Genomic DNA, 18,611 nt, shown 5'->3' with positions numbered 1-18,611 from the left:
AATTTTTCATACCCTTGCTTACTTGGCAGTATATATATTTACTTCTCCTGGCACCCCAGGACGACACTCCTCCTCGTCGGCCCACACGGTGTTAAGTGCGGGCGCTCCGCTCCCCTCGGAGTGCCCGCTCCGGCGAGCCCCGGCCGACCCCTGGGCCGGGGCCGCCGCCGGTGATCAGCTCTGATTGCCCTGACGGGCTCTGCTGCGACGCAGGCTCAGTTCACGGCTCCGGACGCCCGGTTCGCGCCCCCGGGCGAGAAGGTGACCGGCAGCTGCCCCGGGCCGCGCAGGCCGCCGGGCCGCCACCGCAGCTCCCCGGGCGGCACGGCGAGTGCGAGACCGGGAAGGCGCCGCAGTACGGTCCCGATGGCCACCTGACCCTCCAGCCGCGCCAGCGGCGCCCCCAGGCAGTAGTGGATACCGTGCCCGAACGCGAGATGGGCGTTGTCCTGCCGGGTGATGTCCAGGCGGTCCGGGTCGGCGAACCGCTCGGGGTCGCGGTCGGCGATGGCGGAGGCGATCAGCACGGTCGCTCCGCGCGGGACGGTCACCCCGGCGATGGAGACCTCCTCGCGCGCGAACCGCGCGATGCCGGGGCTGACCGGGCCGTCGTAACGGAGGAACTCCTCGATCGCGCCGGGCAGCAGTTCCGGGTCCTCCCGCAGCATCTGCAGCTGGGCGGGATTGGCGAGCAGTGCGGCGATGCCGCCGCCGATCAGATTGACCGTGGTGATGTATCCGGCCGCCAGCAGCAGGAACGACATGGCGATCAGCTCGTCCTCGTCCAGCCGCTGCTCCTCGTCCCGGGCGATGAGGAGCGCGCTGAGCAGGTCCTCGCCCGGCCGGGCCCGCTTGGCCTCCAGGAGGCCGGTCAGATAGGCGCGCATCTTCCGCCATGCCGCGTCCACCACGGCCGGGTCCGGCTGTTCCGCCCTTCGCAGGATCATGTCGTCGGTCCACTGCTGGAAGTCGTGCCGGTCCCCCACGGGCACTCCGAGCAGTTCGCTGATCACGGTGACCGGGAGGGGCAGCGCGAAGTCCGCGACGAGGTCGGCGCGGCCGGCGGGCGCGATGTCGTCGAGCAGCCGGTCGGTGATCTCCTGGACACGGGGGCGGAGCTCCGCCACCCTGCGCGCGGTGAACGCCTTCGAGACCAGCCGGCGCAGCCGGGTGTGGTCGGGCGGGTCGCTGCGGAGCATGCTGCTCAGCAGGGACTCGCGTTCCGTCACGGGCAGCTGCTCCATCAGCCGGGGGTCCGCCGCATCGCGTACGTCGCTGCTGAGCCGCGGATCCGACAGGGCCGCGAGGCCGTCCTCGTAGCGGGTGACCAGCCAGGCCTCCACGCCGCCCGCGAGGACGGCGCGGCGCACCGGCCCGTCCTCGCGCAGCTGATGGTAGAGCGGGAACGGATCCGCGACGAACGCCGGATCGGCGTAAGGAAGTAGGACCGGCTGCTGGCTCATCGTGCCTCCCGAAGCGTTGCGACCGACTACGACGGAATGGTGCAGACAGGTATGGACTTGAGGGTATATGTCCGAGTGTGACTGGCCTGGAGACTTCGCCGAAGGGAGCCGTTGCCATGGAGCGGACCACGTGCTGCGTGGTGGGAGGCGGCCCGGCCGGAATGGTCCTCGGCCTGCTGCTGGCCCGTGCGGGCGTCGAGGTCACGGTCCTGGAGAAACACGGCGACTTCCTGCGCGACTTCCGGGGCGACACCGTGCATCCGTCCACCTTGGCGCTGCTCGAGGACCTGGGGCTGGCCGAGAAGTTCGCCGCGCTGCCGCAGCGGCGGGTGACAACGGTCCAGCTGCCGCTCGGCCCGGACCGTTCGCTGGTCACGGTCGGGGACATCGGCGCGCTGCGGGGCAAGTACAACTACATCGCGATGGTTCCGCAGTGGGATCTGCTCGACCTCCTGGTGGACGAGGCCCGGCGGGAGCCGTCCTTCTCCGTCCGCATGAGCACCGCGGCGACCTCCTTCCTCATGGAGCGCGGGCGGGTCGCGGGGGTGCGGTACCGCACGTCCGACGGCCGCACCGGTGAACTGCGGGCCACCCTCACCGTGGCCTGCGACGGCCGGGGCTCGCTGGCCCGGTCGCTGCCCGAACTCGGACTTCGCAGCTTCGCCTGTCCGATGGACGCATGGTGGTTCCGGCTGCCGCGACGGGCGAGCGATCCGCACGGTCTCGTCGGAGGCGTCGGCGACCGGTTCTTCACCGCGCTGATCGATCGCGGGGACTACTGGCAGTGCGCCGCGCTGATCCCCAAGGGAACCGACGCCTCGCGCCGCGCCGCCGGACTCGAGCGGTTCATGGCCGAGTTCACCGAGGCCGCTCCCTGGCTCGCGGACCGGGTGCACGCGCTGCGGTCGTGGGACGAGGTGAAGCTGCTCGACGTACGGCTCGACCGCCTCCGGCGCTGGTACCGCCCGGGGCTGTTGTGCATCGGCGACGCGGCGCACGCGATGTCGCCCGTGTTCGGCATCGGCATCAATCTCGCCGTCGAGGACGCCGTGGCCGCCGCCCGCCATCTCGTCGGACCCCTGCGCGCGGGCTCGGTCGGTCCGCGGGACGTACGCGCCGTCCAGCGTCGCCGCCGGCCCACCACGGCCGGGACGCAGGCGTTGCAGCGCGTCGCGCACCGGCAGGTCATCGAGCCGCTCCTGTCGGGACGCCCGGCCTTCGGCGACCCTCGTCGGGCGAAGCGGATGACGGAGCTGATCACCACCTCGCGATGGCTCAACCGGGTGCCGGCGTACTTCCTCGCCTACGGCGCCCTGCGTGAACGTCCCCCGGCCGCTTCGGTCCGGTGAGGGGGAGGGGCCCTGCCCGGCACCGCGCGCCGCCCCGCACCGTGGCGCCGATGGCCGGCCTCCTTGGGCGCTTTCCGCGCAAGCGGTCGGTGGGCAAGCGACGTACGCGGTCAACTGCTCCACACCTGGGAAGAGTTCACTCGCGGCGCTGTCGTTGCGCGAGTGACCGGCCTGTCCGGCGCACTCCGGCTGCGAAGCATCACGGACCGGCAGTGACCTGGTGAAGGCGGCGCGCCCCGGTAGGTGATGCTCGTTCCTCACAGCTCCCGATCGCGGCCGTACGGACGAGCCCGGCACCTCCCGGGCGGACAGCCGTCCGCCGCGACACCCACCGCGAAGAACCCGAACACGCGGGCATGGGCGTGCGGTGGTGCTCCAAGATGGGGCAGCCATGTCGTGGAAGGTCAGCAGCCGCATCGCGAGCCGCACCGGCGGAGAGCCGGTGATCGGCACGCCGGTCGCTGCCGCCGTGCGTGCGGGTGTCTTCGGCGCGACCGGCGCGGTGCTCGCCGTCAGCGGCCACCGTCTGGCCTCCGGCCATCCGGTCTCCTGGCGGGCGGCGGCTCTCGCCGGCCTGGTCCTCTTCGTTCTGGCCCTGCCCTTCGTACGCTCCCCGCGGTCGCTGCCCGAGGTCGTGTCGGCCACGGCGGCTGCTCAGGGCGCCCTCCACATGTGGTTCGCACACACCCGGAGCCGCGGTGTGCACGGCTCGCACAGCGCGGCCGGTGGCGGCGGCCCGCAGGAATCGTGGCCGGCCGACCGTCACGGCGTGGTGATGACCGCCGCGCACATCGCGGCGGCGCTCCTGGTGGCCTGGTGCCTGCAGCGGGCGGACGCCGCCGCCCGGTTCGCCGGACGGTGCCTCGACGACGTGGTCGCGGAGTTCCTCGGACGTCCGGTCCCCCCGGGGCCGCTCGCTCTTACGGCACCGGGATCGCGGACGGTCCGGGAGCGGGGTCCGGTGCTCCCGCGCGGTTCCCGGGCGCTGGCGCATTCGGTGGTGCGCCGGGGTCCACCGGCGATGCCCGCTCTCGCCGTCCGATCCCGGGCGCGTCCCGACGTGCCCGCACAGCGCACCACATCCTGGGAGCCACCCATGTCCCGTATCGCCCGCGCGCGTACCGCGCGCCGTCTTTCGGTCCTCACCGGCGCCGTTCTCACCGCCTCCGTCGCCTTCGCCGTCCCGGCGTCGGCGCATGTGGAGGTGGAGGCGGAGGGCGCCGCCGCCCTCGCCGAGAACGTGACCCTGAACTTCGACGCCGAGTCGGAGTCCGACAGTGCCGGCATCACCGGGCTGGAGGTGATCCTCCCCGAGGGCATCGCCCCGGCCGACATCACCTACAAGGAAGGTCCGGACGGCTGGAAGTTCGCAGCCACGGACCGCGGTTACACCGTCTCCGGCCCGGCGGTCCCCGCCGGGGACGACGTCGGGTACTCCGTGACCGTACGACAACTGCCCGATGCCAGGTCGCTGACGTTCAAGACCCTGCAGACCTACGGCGACGGCCGCGTGGACCGGTGGATCGAGCTGGAGAAGTCCAGCGGCCACGGCCACGGGCACGGCAATCCGGCGCCGGTTCTCGCACTGCTGCCCGCGGCGCCGGGCGCCAAGCCCGTTCCCCCCGCCCCCGGTGACGGCAGCGCGACCGGCGCACCCACCGCCGCGGCCCCGGACAAGGGGGCCCCGGACAAGCCCGCCACGCAGGGCGGCGAGTCCGCGGGGAACGCGGACAAGGCGGCCGCGAAGAAGGACGACAGCTCCTCTCCCGCCCTTGCGGTCGTCATCGTTGCGGTCGTGCTCGTCGCTCTCACCGGCGCTGCCCTGTGGTGGAAGCGCCGGGGCGCGGCCGGCCACGGCTGACACCCGTCCGCACCGTCGTCGTGGAGGGGCCCGGTCTCCCGGGCCCCTCCACGCGTCCCACGGGTCAGTTCGCGGCCGTCGCGCCCAGCCGCAGATTCCAGCGTCCGGAGCGCCCCGTCAGCGCGATCGAGGACAGCGGCGGTACGTCGATCCGCCAGAACGCCGACAGCGGCGCGTCCAGGGCGTGGACGACGGCGGCCCGTACCGCGGAAGGCTCGACGACGGCGAGTACCCCGCCCGCTTCAGAGGACACCGCTTCCGAGGACAACTGCCGCAGCCAGCCGCCGACCCGCGCATGCAGTTCGCGCACGGACTCCCCGCCGTGCGGAACGGCGTCCGCGTCGGACATCCACGCGCGAAACCCCTGCGGATCGGCGGAGATCACTTCCTGCGGGGTGCGCCCGGTCCAGGACCCGAAGTCGCAGTCGCGCAGGGCGGTTTCGACAACAGCGTCGACGCCCCACACCTCCGCGGTCTCCCGGCACCGCACCGAGGGCGCCCGACAGCACCGCACCTGAGCGGCCGGTGCCGCGGGCGCAGAGGCCAGGGCCTCGCGCCGGGCGCGTTCGTCGAGGGGCCCGTCGCCGAAACGTGCTTCCCGCACGGCGGACCCGGCGGCCGCGCACACGAGAGTGAGGCGGACGGTCATGGCTGAAATCCTCCCGCGCGTGCTGTTCGGCGTGCGCCGTGCGTCCACCGGGATGCTACGGCCTGCCGCCGGTGTCGCCGGTCCTGGTCACGGGCACTGTCGACGCCTGTCACGATCGTCGGTACCCTCTCCTGCGACAGGACGACAACATTACGGAAGCCCGGTGAAAACCCGGCACGGTCGCGCCACTGTGTGCCGTGCGGATGCCCCCGTGAGGGAGCGACCGCCCGGTGAGTCAGACCCGTACTCCGTCGTCGCGAGCTCCACATGAATGCGGGACGCGTGTTCCCGAGGAGGTACCGTCATGGCGCAGTCCGCCATCACCCCCCTTTCCAGCCCTGCGGCCGTACCGGCCGTGGTGAAGTTCCCCCTCAAGGCGGTCGCGCCCTGGGCGGTCTTCTTCGGCCTTCTGATGCTCGTGCTGCTGTACTTCGTGGGCACCGAGCAGGGTGCCCTCTCGGTCTTCTCCGGTGAGAACGTCCATGAGTGGGTGCACGACGGACGTCATCTGCTCGGCTTCCCCTGCCACTGAGACGGGATACCGACATGAATTCCGTCACTGTGCGCACCCTGTTGGTGCGCGGAATGATCGCGGGTGTGTTCGCCGGTCTGCTCGCCTTCGGCCTCGCCTACCTGATCGGCGAGCCGCAGGTGGACGCCGCCATCGCCGTGGAGGAGGCGCACGCCCACGCCCATGCCCACGGCGCTGAGGAGGTGGAGCTGGTCAGCCGCGCCGTGCAGTCGACGGCCGGTCTCGCCACCGCCGTTCTCGTGTACGGCACGGCGTTCGGCGGCATCGCCGCCCTTGCGTTCTGCTTCGCCCTGGGACGCATCGGGGGATTCGGGGCCCGCGCCACAGCGGGACTGGTCGCTCTGACCGGCTTCGTCACCGTCGCCCTGGTGCCGTTCCTGAAGTACCCCGCGAACCCGCCCGCGGTCGGCGACCCGGACACGCTGAACAAGCGCACCGCGCTGTTCTTCCTGATGATCGTCCTGGGTGTGCTGCTGGCCCTCGGCGCGGTCGTTCTCGGCAGGAAGCTCGCCTCCCGCTGGGGCAACTGGAACGCCACGGTCGCCGCAGGTGCCGCCTTCGCGGTGGCCGTGGGGATCGCCCTGGCCTTCCTTCCGGCCGGTGACCCGGTTCCGAAGGAGTTCCCGGCCGACGTGCTCTGGGAGTTCAGGCTCGCCTCATTGGGTGTCCAGGCACTGCTCTGGGCCGCCCTGGGCCTGATCCTGGCCCATCTGGCCCACCGGGTACTCGAGGCGGGGAGTCCGGCAGCGGGCACGGCGGAAGCGGCGGAGCCTGCCCCGGCCGCATCCGTACCGGCCCACTGACACCACCGAAGGCACCACCGACAGACACCATCCTGAACCCGCCGGGGGCGCGCCCGGCGGGTTCAGTCGTGCGGGGGACCGGCGCCCCGGGAACGGCCGCCGGCGAAGCACCCCGGCGGACACCCACCATCGGGCCGGTACTCCCGCGGCGGCAGGCACCTCACAGGGGCACGACCGTCGTCTCGGTCGCCTTGACGCTGGTCCACACGGAAGTTCCGTCGGCGAGGCCGAGTTCCGCGGCGGCCTGCGGGGTGATCTCGGCGACGAGGTCCGGCGCCTGCTCCGAGGTGATGAGGACCCGCAGCCGGCTCCCGCTCGCGGTGATCTCCCGTGCCGTCCCGGACCAGATGTTGCGAGGGCTGCCGCCGGGCTTGTCGCGGTGAACGGCGACGGCCTCCGGGGCGATGATCGCGAGGGCTTCGGTGCCCGGGGGCAGCGGATCGGCGACGACCAGCGTCCCGCCCCCGGACAGCGCGAGACCCTCGGCGGTGGCCGTGCCCGGCCAGGCGTTGCGTCCGAGCATCCTGGCCACCCACGGGGAGCGGGGATGCCGGGTGACCTCGCTGGGCGGGGCGTCCTGCAGGGCGCGGCCGTCGTCGAGTACGAGTACGCGGTCGGCGAGCGAGACCGCCTCGACCGGATCGTGGGTGACGATCAGACAGACACCGCCGAAACCGCCCAGGTGGGTGCGCAGCGTGTGCCGGACATGGGCGCGCGTGGTCTGGTCGAGCGCCGCGAGCGGCTCGTCGAGCAGCAGCAGTCGTGGCCGGGCGGCCAGCGCCCGGGCGAGGGCGACCCGTTGGGCCTGGCCGCCGGAGAGCTGAGCGGGCCTGCGGTGCGCGAGGTGCCCGACACCCAGCCGGTCGAGCCACCCCTGTGCGCGGCGGCGGGCCTCGGCGCGAGGTGTGCCGTGGGCACGCAGCCCGTACGCGGTGTTGGCGAGGGCGCTCATGTGCGGGAAGAGCGCACCGTCCTGGGGGACCCAGGCCACTTTGCGCCGGTGCGGCGGCAGGCCGCTGACGTCGGTGGCGCCGAGCCTGAGGTCGGCGTGGGACCGCACGGTCAGTCCGAGGAGTGCGCGCAGCAGGGTGGTCTTCCCCGCGCCGTTGGGGCCGACGACGGCGATGGTGGTGCCCGGTTCGGCGTCCAGGGTCAGCCGGTTGAAGCCGGTGACCTCGGCGTGCAGGGACCAGCGATCCTCCGGCTCGTGGGGTGGTGCGGCAGCGGGCGCGACAGCGGCGACAGGGCCCGGCGCAGGCGCGGGCCCGGGCTCCGTCACGGGCCCGGGCCCGCGCGACCGGTCGGCGGGGGCGCCCGCCCATCGGCCGCGCAGCGCGACGAGCACCAGCATGGCGATGGCGAGCAGCAGCAGCGAGACCGAGGTCGCGGCCTCCGGCTGGTCCTGGAGCAGCAGATACACCTGCAGCGGCAGCGTCTGGGTGGTGCCGGGCAGATTGCCCGCGAAGGTGATGGTCGCCCCGAACTCTCCCAGGGCCCGGGCCCAGGTGAGTGCCGCTCCCGCGATGAGTCCGGGGGCCACCATGGGCATGGTGACGGTGAGGAACACCCGTACCGGAGAGGCCCCGAGGGACGCTGCGGTCTCCTCGTAGCGGGGACGCAGTCCGCCGAGTGCCCCTTCGAGGCTGATGACGAGGAACGGCATGGCGACGAAGGTCGCGGCGAGGACCGCGCCGGAGGTGTGGAACGGCAGGGTGATGCCGAACGTGTCCTCGAGCCAGGGGCCGAGCAGTCCGCGGCGGCCGAAGGCGAGCAGCAGTGCCACACCGCCGACGGTCGGCGGAAGCACCATCGGGAGCAGGACGAGCGAGCGTACGAACGCCTTGCCGGGGAACGGCACCCGGGCCAGCAGCCACGCGAGCGGCACACCGAGCAGCAACGAGATGCCGAGTGCCCAGAAGGAGACGAGCAGCGAGAGCCGCAGCGCCTCGATGGTCCCCGGAGTGGTGAGGTGGCCGGCGAGTTCGCCCCAGGAGGTGCGGGCGAGGATCCCGGTCAGCGGCAGCATCAGGAACACGACCGCGAGCAGCGCGGGAGCCGCGAGGGCGATCGGCGTGCGCGGGCCGGGTGCACGGCCGCTGAGTCGTTTCATCGGTGATCCCTGGGTCCGGGACGGAGGTCGGGACGGAGGTCGGGACGGAGGTCGGGACGGACGGGGAGAGGCTGCCCGTCCCCCGGAACGGACAGCCCCCGCGCGGCCGTCGGCGCGGCTACGGCTGCTGGAAGCCCGCGTCCTTGAGGATCTTCTGCGCCTCGGGCGTGCTCAGCCATGCGACGAACGCGGCTGCGGCCTCGGCGTTCTTCGAGGTCTTCAGCGTCGCGGCCGGATACTCGGCGATGGCGTTCTGGGCGTCCGGGATCTCGACGGCGTCGACCTTGTCGGTGGCCGTGGCCGCGTCCGTCTTGTAGACGAGGCCCGCGTCGGCCTCGCCGAGTTCGACCTTGCTGAGCACGGCGCGGACGTTCGGCTCCTGGGAGACCGGCTTCACCGTGATCTTCTGGGCGTCGAGGATCTTCTTGCTGTAGCGGCCGACCGGCACCTCGGGAGCGGCGAGCACGACCTTCAGCCCGGGATCGGCCAGATCCTTGAGGCCCTTGACCTTCTCGGGGTTGCCCTCGGTGGTGGCGATGACCAGACGGTTCTTCGCGATGACCGTGGGAGTGCCGGTGTCGTTCTTGAGGGCGTCCATCGTCTTGGTGTCGGCAGTGACCAGGGCATCGGCGGGGGCGCCCTGCTCGACCTGGGCGGCCAGTTCCTGGGAGCCGGCGAACGAGAACGTGACCTTCGTGCCCGGGTGGGACTTCTCGTACGCAGCGCCGGCGGTCTTGAACACATCGGTGAGTGAAGCGGCAGCCAGCACCGTGAGGTCGGCCTCGGGAGTGCCGGCGGCGGACCTGGTGGCCTGCGCGCCACTGTTCTTCTTCGTGTCGTCGTTGCCACCACAGGCAGTGAGGGGGACGAGCAGGGCGGCGGTCAGCACGGCAGCGGCGGTTCGCCGTCCGGTGAACGTGAGGGACATCGGGATGGGACTCCTTGGGACGCGGTCGGCACATGCCGCCCGAGCGGATGGTGATGAGCCGCGCCGGTGACGGGCGACGCCGCTTTGCTGCGCGAAGGGTCAGGTGCGGTCGATGTGAACGCTGGTCGACTTCACGCGGGCGGTGGCCTGCATGCCGACCTCCAGACCCAGCTCCTCCACGGCCTCCCGGGTCAGAAGCGATACGAGCCGGTGCGGACCCGCCTGGATCTCGACCTGGGCCGCGACGTCGCCGAGCTTGACCGCGGTGACGATGCCGGGGAAGGCGTTGCGGGCCGAGGTGTACGAGGCGTCCTCCTCGCCGATGCCGCCCTGGGCGACCTCGACGGAGAAGGCGGCCAGATCGCGGCCGTCGATGAGGCGGCGACCGGCGTCGTCGCGATGGGTCGCGACCCTGCCGGCGTCCGCCCAGCGGCGTGCGGTGTCGGGGCTGACGCCCAGCAGACGTGCCGCCTGTCCGATCGTGTAGGACTGCATGTGCCATACGATAGGACGATTTCCCTGGCATCTGCAATTGTCGGTGCGATTCTCCATCGCAGATGCGAGGTACTTCGGAGAAAGGGCCGAGGGTCTGGGTGGGTGTGGCTAGAGTGCTACGAGGACAGCGAGACAAATCCGGCATTCCACTTCGCAATCGAGGCCTTCCCATGAGCCTGAGCATCCGCAACCAGTTCCCTGGAACCGTCACCGGCGTCACCCCGGGCGAGGTCATGGCGACCGTGAAGGTGCACCTCGACGGAGGACACGACATCACGGCCGCCATCACCCTCGAAGCCGTCAGGGAGTTGGGCATCGCGGAGGGCTCCGCCGTTCGCGCTCTGGTCAAGTCCACCGAGGTGGCGCTGGCCACCGGCCCGGTCGACGGACTGAGTATCCGCAACCGGATCCCGGGCACGGTCACCGGTGTGTCCGCCGGCGGCGCCATGGCCGGCGTGAAGGTCCGGACCACGGGAGGGGAGCTCACCGCCGCGATCACCAGGGACGCGGTCGACGACCTCGGCCTTGCGCCCGGGTCGTCGGTCGTCGCGCTGATCAAGTCCACGGAGATCTCGCTGGCCAACGCTTGAGGCACCGTCAGCGCATCCCGGTCCGTCGTCGGGTGCGGTGGTAGGGGAGTTTAGGGGTGACACCGGGCCGACGGCGCATGACAGGCTACCGGCGGTAGCAAGCCGCATCGTCCGCCTGGGTCACCCCCCGTTCCAGGCGGACGGTGCCTACCGGTGCGCCCGCGCCCTCATCGGCCGGTCACCGTGACTGCCGGTCACCGCCCCGGCGTGTTCCGCCGGTCGCCCCGCCGCAACGGAGGAAGTCCGAATGCTGAGCAGGCTGTTGCCGGGCGGCGTGGTCGTCGAGTGCTTCGGGGACCCGCCGGAGGCGGAGCTGTACCCGGAGGAAGCGGCTCTCGTCCGTAACGCGGTGGAGAAACGGCGCAAGGAGTTCACGACCGTCCGGTACTGCGCCCGCCAGGCGCTGCGCAGGCTCGGGCTGCCGGCGGGACCGGTCCTGCCCGACCTGCACGGCGCCCCTCGCTGGCCCGCTCAGGTGGTCGGCAGCCTCACCCACTGCGAGGGATACCGGGCCGCGGCGCTCGCGTACGGGACGGATCTGACGATGCTCGGTATCGACGCCGAGCCGCACGAGCCGCTCCCCGTCGGCGTTCTGGAGGTCATCGCCCGTCCCGCCGAGCGGATCTGGATACGGTCCGCGCCGCCCGGCCTGCACTGGGACCGGCTGCTGTTCAGCGCGAAGGAGTCGGTCTACAAGGCGTGGTATCCGTACACGGGGCAGCGGCTGGGGTTCGAGGACGCGGAACTGCGGTTCGACCCGGCCGGCACCTTCACGGCCAGACTGCCGGCGTGGCCACCGGCCCGGGGCCACGGCCGGCGACCGGTCCCGGACCGGCTCACGGGCCGCTGGCTGGTCGGGGGAGGGCTGGCACTCACCGCCGTCGCGGTACCCGTCGTGGAACACCCCTGACCGCGCGAGCGGACGGCGCGGAACCACAACGGGCTTCCCGCCGCATCGCCGGGTCCCCCGCGCCGCACCGCCGACCCGTCGTCCCGGTGGGCCCGCGTAGGGGATACGGGCCCCCCACTAGGGGTCGGTGCCGGTTTTCGGCGCCATAGCGGCTCGTTTGACTTGGGACCGCTCGTTCTTTCGCTTCGCGGAGGAACGGCTTCTCTCGATGCCCGGCCCGATGGCCTTCCCTCGCCGAGCAACTTGCACAAAATGAATCACGAGCTACTAGGAGACTCGATCTCATGACGCTCACCCTCGAAGCCAATCAGTGGGTTCGCCTGGAGCAATTGGATGCGGCTGTGGCCGGGTCGACCCCGGTCGCCCTCGACCCCGAGGCCTGGCAGAACGTCCGCACGTCGCGGGAGACTCTGGAGAAGTTCGTCGAGAACGACCGGGTCATCTACGGCGTGAACACCAGCATGGGAGGATTCGTCGACTGGCTCGTGCCGATTTCGATGGCCCAGGAGTTGCAGGAGAACCTGATCAACGCGGTGGCCACGAACGTCGGACAGCATCTCGACGAGCCGACGGTGCGCGCCATCATGCTGTCCCGGATAGTGTCGCTGGCCAGAGGCAACTCGGCGATATCCCCGGTGAATCTGGAGAAACTGATCCAGATCTTCAATGCCGGGATCAGCCCGTGCGTGCCGGAGAAGGGCTCGCTGGGCACCAGCGGCGACCTCGGCCCGCTCGCCGCCATCGCACTCGTCTGTGTCGGACAGTGGAAGGCCCGGCTGGACGGGGAGGTACTCCCCGGAGCACAGGCGCTGGCCAAGGCGGGCATCACCCCGATGACACTGAGCTTCAAAGAGGGCCTGGCACTGATCAACGGCACCTCCGGCATGGTCGGCCTCGGCAGCCTGGTGTTCGCCCGGGCCCGCAGACTGCTGGACACCTACCTGACCGTGTCGGCGCTGTCCGTCGAAGGTCTGCGCGGCATGACCAAGCCGTTCGACCCCAGGGTGCATGAGCTCAAGCCCCACCGCGGGCAGCGTGAGGTCGCGAAGCGGCTCTGGCAGTTGCTGCAGGACTCGACTCTGGCGGTCAACGAGCTCGACACCGAGACCACGCTCGCCGGTGAGATGGACGACTCGGCGAAGCACGCGTCGCAGCCCATCGAGGACGCGTACTCGATCCGCTGCACCCCGCAGATACTCGGCCCGGTGCTGGACAACATGGGCCACGTCGGAGAGACCCTGGAAGCCGAGCTGAACTCCTCGAACGACAACCCGCTGGTGGTGCCGGAGGAGAACGACGTATTCCACAACGGTCACTTCCACGGCCAGTACGTGGCCATGGCCATGGACCATCTGGTCATCTCGCTGGCCACTCTCACCAACCTGGCCAACCGCCGGATCGACCGTTTCCTGGACCAGAGCAACAGCAACGGGCTGCCCGCGTTCCTGTGCCGGGAGAATCCCGGTCTGCGCCTGGGGCTGATGGGCGGTCAGTTCATGACGGCGTCGTTGACCGCGGAGACCAGGGCGATGGCGATGCCGATGTCGATCCAGTCGCTGACCAGTACCGGCGACTTCCAGGACATCGTGTCCTTCGGGTTCGTGGCGGCCCGCAAGGCCCGCGAGGCGCTCGTCAACGCGACCTACGTGGTCGCCTTCGAGCTGCTGTGTGCGTGCCAGGCGGTCGACATCCGCGGCACCGAGGGTCTGTCGAGCGGCACCCGGCGGCTCTACGAGCGAACCCGTGAGCTGGTGCCGTACTTCGACCGGGACGTCACCCTCACCGACTACGTGGAGGCGATCGCCCGAGAGATCCTGACCGAACCCTGCGCCGAGGACTCGCGGGTGCAGCGGTGAGCGCGCGGGCCGGCGACCGCACCGCGATCGTCTTTCCGGGGATCAAGCCGAGCCCGTTCGAGGACTTCGGCAAGTTCATGCTCATCAACCCGATGGCCCGCAAGCTGACCGCTGTCGCGGACGAGACGCTGGGGTATTCGCTGGTGGACCGTTACCGGGCGGCCGACAGCGAGTACTCCGAGTACGAGAGGGTGTCCTTCCTGGTCGTCTGCCTCGCGCTGGCGTACTGGGCAGAGGAAACCCAGGACCTCAAGCCCGACATGTGCGTCGGGGCGAGCTTCGGAGGGACGCCCGCGGCCGTCTACGCGGGCGCGCTCGACTTCGCAGAGGCGGTCTGGCTGACCGCCCGGTGGAACGACTGCGTGGCAGAGTTCTTCGCCGGGGAATACGGCGACGTGGTAACCCAGTCGTTCGCCCGCACACCCGAATCCGGGTTCGCGGAGATCCTGCGGGAACTGGACGATGCAGGCGAGTGGTACGAAATCGCCTGCCATGTGGACAACGACTTCTGGATGCTGTCGGTGCGGGAGAGAAGCCTGGACCGGCTGCAGAGCAGCGTGCGGGCCATGGGTGGCCTGCCGCTGAACACCATGCGCCCTCCCATGCATGCCCGGGCGTTCGCCCCGCTGCGGGACATGATCGAGGCGGAACTCGTCGACAAGCTCGAGTTCAACGATCCGCTGCTGCCCATCGTCTGCGATCACGACGGAAGCGTGCTCAGCACGGGTGAGGCGGTCCGGCGGCTTCTTCTCGACGGAGTCGTGCGGACCGTTCGCTGGCCCGAGGCGATGGCCACGCTCGGGAACCACGGCGTGCACCATGTGGTCGTCTCGGGCCCGGACGGCCTGTGGGGCCGAGTGGACTGCGTCCGCAGCAACTTCGACGTACTGACGCTGACCCCGGCCATGGCCCTGCGGCCCCGGCCCCGGCGAGCAGCGGTGGCATGACCGGAAGGCTGTGGCCGGCCGGGGAGCCGGCCACAGCCGCATGGTGGTCCAGGGCCGTGAAAGCGTCCCGCTGCGTCCTGTACGTGTGTCCTTGCGTGTGCGCGTGTGCGCGTGTGGCCCGTGTCCCGCGGCCCGTACCTGCCTCGCGGAGGGGAGTGGGGGCGGACCTGGCGGTCCGTCCCCGATGTCAGCTGGCGATACCGCCGCCGCCTGCAGGCAGCAGGTCCTCCGCGCCGGCGAGGCTGCTTCGGGGGTGGTCGGGATTCTGCCCGCGTAGCTCGTACACCGCCAGCAGATCGGTTCGCCGCGTGATGCCCAGCTTGCGGTAGACGCGCGTGAGGTGCTGCTCGACGGTGCTCACGGTGATGTAGAGCAACTGGCTTATCTCGCGGTTGGTGTGGCCGAGCGCCGCCAGCTCGGCCACCCGGCGCTCGGCCTCGCTGAGGACCTGGCGCGTCCGCTGCCCGTCCGGGCGCCAGCCCGGCTGGGCGGGAGGCCGCTGTTCGGTGATCCGTTGTTCGGCGCCGGACCCCTCGTCGGCGGTGGTGGGAGCGGTGGCGAGACAGGCCCTGGTGACCTGGGCGGCGCGGCGGGCCAGCAGGCGCGCGCGGTCGAACTCGCCCAACTGCTGGTGCACGACGCTGAAGTCGCCGAGCGTCCTGGCCAGCTCCAGCCGGTCCTGAGCCGCGGTCAGGTGTTCGACGCTCTGGCGCAGCAGGGCGGGACGCTGGGGCAGTTCGCTGGCGGCGGCGAGCACCCGCAGGGAGATGCCCCGCACGCGCACGTCCGTGGCCCTCGCCCGGTCCAGTTGCTGCTTGATCAGGTCACGCGCTTCCGTGGTGTGGCCGAGTTCCAGGTTCACCTGGGCCAGGTTGCTGCGCCAAGGGTTGAGCGCCGGGAAGTCGACCTTCCACTCGCGCATCAGCCTGCCGCACAACTGGAAGTCCCCGCCCGCCGCGAGCGCCTGGTTGGTGGCGAGGAAGCAGCAGCCCCGGGCCTCGAGGTACTGCAGGCCCACAAAGGTGTCGAACATGGCGTCCGGCACCGGCTGCCGCAGAATCTCAGCGGCTGCCTCGAAGTCGCCGAGGCAGGTTCGCGCGGCCACCAGGGTGGCGCGCGGCTGGCCTATCAGGACGCCCCACGCCTTGGGAGGCATCAGTTCGAGCGCGTGTTCCGCATGGTGCACGGATGTGGACAGGTCGCCGAGGCGCAGGGCGATGCCGGCGTTGATCCCGCTGAGCACGGCCTCCCAGGTGATCTCGCCGAACCGGGCGGCCTCCTGGATCAGCCGCTCGCACCAGGAGCGCGCCAGATCAGGCTTGTTGCCGCACAGCAGCGCGAGGACCGCGCAGGCGACGACCTCGAGCGCGGTCTCCCCGACATGGCAGCTTCGCAGGATGTGCTGGGCGGACGTGGTGGCCGCGTCGCTGCCACCACGGACCCAGAGAGTGGTCATCCGGTTGACGGCGTCGGCCCATGTGCCCTTGCGCGGCGAGGGGTTCGCGACCTCGGTGTTCAGCGTACGGTCCGAGCCGAAGTACCAGTGGAACGCGGCGGAGAGTTCGGCGGTGCCGGCCTCGTCGAGCAGGCCGGGCGTGCCGGTCAGCGCGGCCCCGGCCTTGGTCGCGGCCTCGGCCTCCCCGTGCCAGAGCGAGTAGCGCACGACCGCGCCCGCGGCATGCATCGGTAGCTCACCCGCTTCCACCGCGGCCTGGAGGCAGGGCAGATACAGGGTGGCCGCGGCGGGGTTCTCCCGCCACAGTGCGCGGGTCAGGGCGTACATCGTGGCCTTGCGCTCACGGTTGTCCGCACACGCGCCGACGGCGAACTCGAGACAGCGCACCGCGGTGTCCGCGTCGCCGGAGGCCAGTGCGTGCTCGGCGGCGTCGCGCAGCACGGGAGCCGCCCAGTGATCGGGCGCCTCCTCGGCGGACAGCAGATGCCGGGCCACGTCCATCGCGGCCGCGCCGCGTTGATGAAGCAGCTTCGCCACCTGTGTATGGAGGACCGACCGCTCGCAGTGCGGCATGCTGTCCAGAATCGCGGCCTCGCCGCGGGGATGACGGATGCGTTCACCCAGCAGCAGGGCGGCGTCGGCCAGAATCCTGACGAGTTCCTCTGTGTCCTCGAGCCGGGTGCCGAGCAGTTGGGCGATCAAGGCCGTTGTCGAGTGGTCGCCGAGCAGGGCCGCGACGCGCGCCACGCCCAGGAGTTCGGAATCCCACCGGTAGAGGCCGGCCAGTACCGCGTGGGCATAGGCATCACCGGCGATGGGAGCATCCTGTAATTCACCGGTGGCGGCCGGCACGGTGCTCAGGTTGTCTTCGACCAACGCGTGCAGCAGCATCGGATTTCCGCCGCTGAGCTTGTGGTAGCCCTGCGCCGACTGGGTGGCTTCCGGTATCCCGGCTTCTCCCGCGAGCAGGACGGCGATGTCCTGCACGGACAGCGGGGACAGTCGGATCTGGCTGTACGGGTGGCGAGTCAGCTCCGCCCGGAATTCAGGGAGGGTGGGTTTGCCGCGATGCCATTTGCTCAATACTATGAGCAGCCGTGTGCTCACCATCCTGCGTTGCAAGGAGAGCAGGAGTCGCAGCGACGCGGTGTCGGCGAAGTGTATGTCATCGATCGCGAGGACGACGGGTTGCCGGGCACACAGATCCAATAAGAGGCCGCACAGTTCCCGGGCCTTGGTGTCCAGGGTGTGGCGCGGAGTCAGTTGACTCTTTCCGCTTTCTCCGCCCGGTTCGTCGGGGATCCCTATGACCTGAGCGGCGCAGTCGGGCAGGCCGGCCGTCGGGCCCGCACTGCGGAACAGCTGGTCGACGACGCCCATCTGAAGTGTTTGCTCGGACCTGGCGCAGATGGCGGTGAGAACCAGCGCCCCGGATTTCACCGCCTGAAGCGAGAACTCATGGAGCAGATAGGTCTTTCCGCTGGCCAGGCCGCCCTCGACGAGGGCGAGCCTGCCGTTGCCTTTCGTGCTTTGCGAAAGGAGCTCTCGCAGCAGGGACCGTGCGGCTTCGTACCCCATTCTCGCCATATATGCAAACCCCCCGTGCTTGACAGTAGCGAGACTGTATTCTGTTCTGTCCTGCCTGTGCCGCTCCGGTGAAGCTACAAACGGTGCTTCGCGATGGCTCCCCCGTCGATCCTGATCTGAGTCCCGGTCACATAACGCGACTCGTCCGAGGCGAGGTAGACCACCGCGTGCGAGACGTCGGCCGTCGACACATGGGTGATGGGCATTGCCTGGATCGTGGCCAGAATCGGATCGATATCCTCTTTGGTCGGGGTGTCCAGATCTGGGCGGTATGTCTTGAACATGGCTTCGTTGTTGGTCATGTCTGTGTCCACGCTGGTCGGGTGAACCGAGTTCACACGAATTCCCTGCGGAGCGAGCTGGAGTACGAGTTCCTTCGCGTATTCAACGAGAACCTGCTTGCTGAAACGGTATCCGACGTAGCCGGAGCCTGCCATGACATCCTCGCCCATGGGCGGCAGGAAGCTGGCGATCGAGCCGGACAGAATGATCGAGGCCGAGTCGCGCAGGTGTGGCAGCGCGGCGTGCACGGTGTTGAGCATGCCGATCAGGTTGACGTCGATGCTCGCGGCGAAACCGCCGACCGGCACGTCCGGGCCCATCGGCAGGATGCCGGCGTTCGGAATCAGCACGTCAAGACCGCCGTCGAACTCCGCGACGCCCTCGGCGACGGCCGCGCGCACCGCGGAATAGTCCCGTACGTCCGCGTACTTGACGACCGCGCGGCGCCCTGTCTCCCGTACCAGCCGGGCGGTTTCCTCGAGGTCCTCGTTGCTGGCCATCGCGTAGCCGGCCGATTCGATTTCCTTGCACAGGTCGACGGCGATGATGTCGGCGCCCTCCCGGGCAAGGTGCACGGCATGGCTGCGACCCTGCCCTCTGGCCGCACCGGTAATTGCCACGACTTTGTTCTCCACGCGACCCATGTATGGTGAACCTCTTCTTCTTGAGAATTGATCCCGGCTCGCTATGTTGTAAGGTGAAATGGCCTTTGGTGGTGCTGGAGTTCCGCATGAGCAGCCGGCGGGCCGACCGCTTCCGTGGATCCGAGCGGTCGCTGCGCCCGACGTTATAT

General features: G+C 70.4%; 15 protein-coding genes and 1 riboswitch. Of the genes, 8 read left to right on the top strand and 7 right to left on the bottom strand.

Annotated features, from left to right (window positions below; all coding sequences use genetic code 11):
• Positions 1–215: 215 nt before the first annotated feature.
• A complete protein-coding gene (locus ACFU5O_RS31705; protein ID WP_384245672.1) occupies positions 216–1,463 on the bottom strand; it encodes a cytochrome P450 in 1,248 nt (415 codons plus the stop codon).
• Between the two features lie 116 nt (positions 1,464–1,579).
• On the opposite strand from ACFU5O_RS31705, the gene ACFU5O_RS31700 reads away from it, so the two are divergent.
• Both ACFU5O_RS31700 and ACFU5O_RS31695 read left to right on the top strand, forming a co-directional pair.
• Positions 1,580–2,812 (top strand): FAD-dependent oxidoreductase, encoded by a 1,233-nt coding sequence (locus ACFU5O_RS31700; protein WP_384245671.1) that lies wholly within the window; start codon positions 1,580–1,582, stop codon positions 2,810–2,812.
• Positions 2,813–3,203: 391 nt separating this feature from the next.
• Complete coding sequence (locus tag ACFU5O_RS31695) at positions 3,204–4,673, top strand: DUF1775 domain-containing protein (RefSeq protein ID WP_384245669.1); 1,470 nt, start codon at positions 3,204–3,206, stop codon at positions 4,671–4,673.
• Between the two features lie 64 nt (positions 4,674–4,737).
• On the opposite strand, the gene ACFU5O_RS31690 is transcribed toward ACFU5O_RS31695, so the two are convergent.
• A complete protein-coding gene (locus tag ACFU5O_RS31690) occupies positions 4,738–5,322 on the bottom strand; it encodes a histidine phosphatase family protein (RefSeq protein WP_384245668.1) in 585 nt (194 codons plus the stop codon).
• A gap of 154 nt (positions 5,323–5,476) precedes the next feature.
• Positions 5,477–5,563, top strand: a riboswitch (cobalamin riboswitch).
• A 63-nt stretch (positions 5,564–5,626) separates the two neighbouring features.
• Here ACFU5O_RS31690 and ACFU5O_RS31685 point away from each other — a divergent pair.
• Entirely contained in the window at positions 5,627–5,854 is a 228-nt protein-coding gene (locus tag ACFU5O_RS31685; protein WP_384245667.1) for a CbtB domain-containing protein, read from the top strand.
• A gap of 14 nt (positions 5,855–5,868) precedes the next feature.
• Positions 5,869–6,657 (top strand): CbtA family protein, encoded by a 789-nt coding sequence (locus tag ACFU5O_RS31680; protein WP_384245666.1) that lies wholly within the window; start codon positions 5,869–5,871, stop codon positions 6,655–6,657.
• Between the two features lie 160 nt (positions 6,658–6,817).
• Here ACFU5O_RS31680 and ACFU5O_RS31675 read toward each other — a convergent pair whose 3' ends face one another.
• From ACFU5O_RS31675 to ACFU5O_RS31665, 3 genes are all read right to left on the bottom strand, one after another.
• Positions 6,818–8,767 carry an ABC transporter permease gene (locus ACFU5O_RS31675; RefSeq protein WP_384245665.1) on the bottom strand — a complete coding sequence of 650 codons (1,950 nt, stop codon included), beginning with the start codon at positions 8,765–8,767 and terminating at the stop codon, positions 6,818–6,820.
• A 118-nt stretch (positions 8,768–8,885) separates the two neighbouring features.
• Positions 8,886–9,695: a molybdate ABC transporter substrate-binding protein gene (modA, locus tag ACFU5O_RS31670; RefSeq protein WP_384245663.1), complete on the bottom strand. Its 810-nt coding sequence runs from the start codon at positions 9,693–9,695 to the stop codon at positions 8,886–8,888.
• Positions 9,696–9,794: 99 nt separating this feature from the next.
• Positions 9,795–10,190 carry a molybdopterin-binding protein gene (locus ACFU5O_RS31665; protein WP_384245662.1) on the bottom strand — a complete coding sequence of 132 codons (396 nt, stop codon included), beginning with the start codon at positions 10,188–10,190 and terminating at the stop codon, positions 9,795–9,797.
• A gap of 170 nt (positions 10,191–10,360) precedes the next feature.
• On the opposite strand from ACFU5O_RS31665, the gene ACFU5O_RS31660 reads away from it, so the two are divergent.
• The 4 genes from ACFU5O_RS31660 (at position 10,361) to ACFU5O_RS31645 (ending at position 14,493) form a co-directional block, all read left to right on the top strand.
• A complete protein-coding gene (locus ACFU5O_RS31660) occupies positions 10,361–10,780 on the top strand; it encodes a molybdopterin-binding protein (protein WP_384245661.1) in 420 nt (139 codons plus the stop codon).
• Positions 10,781–11,027: 247 nt separating this feature from the next.
• Complete coding sequence (locus tag ACFU5O_RS31655; RefSeq protein ID WP_384245660.1) at positions 11,028–11,690, top strand: 4'-phosphopantetheinyl transferase; 663 nt, start codon at positions 11,028–11,030, stop codon at positions 11,688–11,690.
• A 284-nt stretch (positions 11,691–11,974) separates the two neighbouring features.
• Positions 11,975–13,546: a phenylalanine aminomutase (D-beta-phenylalanine forming) gene (locus ACFU5O_RS31650; protein ID WP_384245659.1), complete on the top strand. Its 1,572-nt coding sequence runs from the start codon at positions 11,975–11,977 to the stop codon at positions 13,544–13,546.
• The gene (locus tag ACFU5O_RS31645; RefSeq protein ID WP_384245658.1) at positions 13,543–14,493 is read left to right on the top strand and encodes an ACP S-malonyltransferase; all 951 of its coding nucleotides are present in this window, start codon (positions 13,543–13,545) and stop codon (positions 14,491–14,493) included. The genes ACFU5O_RS31650 and ACFU5O_RS31645 overlap by 4 nt, the downstream gene beginning before the upstream one ends.
• A gap of 187 nt (positions 14,494–14,680) precedes the next feature.
• Here the strand turns inward: ACFU5O_RS31645 and ACFU5O_RS31640 are convergent, their stop codons facing one another.
• Both ACFU5O_RS31640 and ACFU5O_RS31635 read right to left on the bottom strand, forming a co-directional pair.
• Entirely contained in the window at positions 14,681–17,536 is a 2,856-nt protein-coding gene (locus ACFU5O_RS31640; protein ID WP_384245657.1) for an AAA family ATPase, read from the bottom strand.
• A gap of 74 nt (positions 17,537–17,610) precedes the next feature.
• The gene (locus tag ACFU5O_RS31635) at positions 17,611–18,462 is read right to left on the bottom strand and encodes a mycofactocin-coupled SDR family oxidoreductase (protein WP_384245655.1); all 852 of its coding nucleotides are present in this window, start codon (positions 18,460–18,462) and stop codon (positions 17,611–17,613) included.
• Positions 18,463–18,611 lie beyond the last annotated feature (149 nt).

The sequence above is a fragment of the Streptomyces sp. NPDC057445 genome (genome assembly GCF_042802855.1).
Lineage (GTDB): Bacteria > Actinomycetota > Actinomycetes > Streptomycetales > Streptomycetaceae > Streptomyces.
The sequence above is the reverse complement of the archived record's forward strand: the minus strand, read 5'-3'. Positions and strand labels throughout refer to the sequence as shown.

Coding starts and splice junctions, on each gene's coding strand:
- ACFU5O_RS31635 (WP_384245655.1), bottom strand. CDS start 18,462: ATGGGTCGCGTGGAGAACAAAGTCGTGGCAATTACCGGTGCGGCCAGA.
- ACFU5O_RS31655 (WP_384245660.1), top strand. CDS start 11,028: ATGCTGAGCAGGCTGTTGCCGGGCGGCGTGGTCGTCGAGTGCTTCGGG.
- ACFU5O_RS31680 (WP_384245666.1), top strand. CDS start 5,869: ATGAATTCCGTCACTGTGCGCACCCTGTTGGTGCGCGGAATGATCGCG.
- ACFU5O_RS31685 (WP_384245667.1), top strand. CDS start 5,627: ATGGCGCAGTCCGCCATCACCCCCCTTTCCAGCCCTGCGGCCGTACCG.
- modA (WP_384245663.1), bottom strand. CDS start 9,695: ATGTCCCTCACGTTCACCGGACGGCGAACCGCCGCTGCCGTGCTGACC.
- ACFU5O_RS31695 (WP_384245669.1), top strand. CDS start 3,204: ATGTCGTGGAAGGTCAGCAGCCGCATCGCGAGCCGCACCGGCGGAGAG.
- ACFU5O_RS31700 (WP_384245671.1), top strand. CDS start 1,580: ATGGAGCGGACCACGTGCTGCGTGGTGGGAGGCGGCCCGGCCGGAATG.
- ACFU5O_RS31690 (WP_384245668.1), bottom strand. CDS start 5,322: ATGACCGTCCGCCTCACTCTCGTGTGCGCGGCCGCCGGGTCCGCCGTG.
- ACFU5O_RS31675 (WP_384245665.1), bottom strand. CDS start 8,767: ATGAAACGACTCAGCGGCCGTGCACCCGGCCCGCGCACGCCGATCGCC.
- ACFU5O_RS31665 (WP_384245662.1), bottom strand. CDS start 10,190: ATGCAGTCCTACACGATCGGACAGGCGGCACGTCTGCTGGGCGTCAGC.
- ACFU5O_RS31650 (WP_384245659.1), top strand. CDS start 11,975: ATGACGCTCACCCTCGAAGCCAATCAGTGGGTTCGCCTGGAGCAATTG.
- ACFU5O_RS31640 (WP_384245657.1), bottom strand. CDS start 17,536: ATGGCGAGAATGGGGTACGAAGCCGCACGGTCCCTGCTGCGAGAGCTC.
- ACFU5O_RS31660 (WP_384245661.1), top strand. CDS start 10,361: ATGAGCCTGAGCATCCGCAACCAGTTCCCTGGAACCGTCACCGGCGTC.
- ACFU5O_RS31705 (WP_384245672.1), bottom strand. CDS start 1,463: ATGAGCCAGCAGCCGGTCCTACTTCCTTACGCCGATCCGGCGTTCGTC.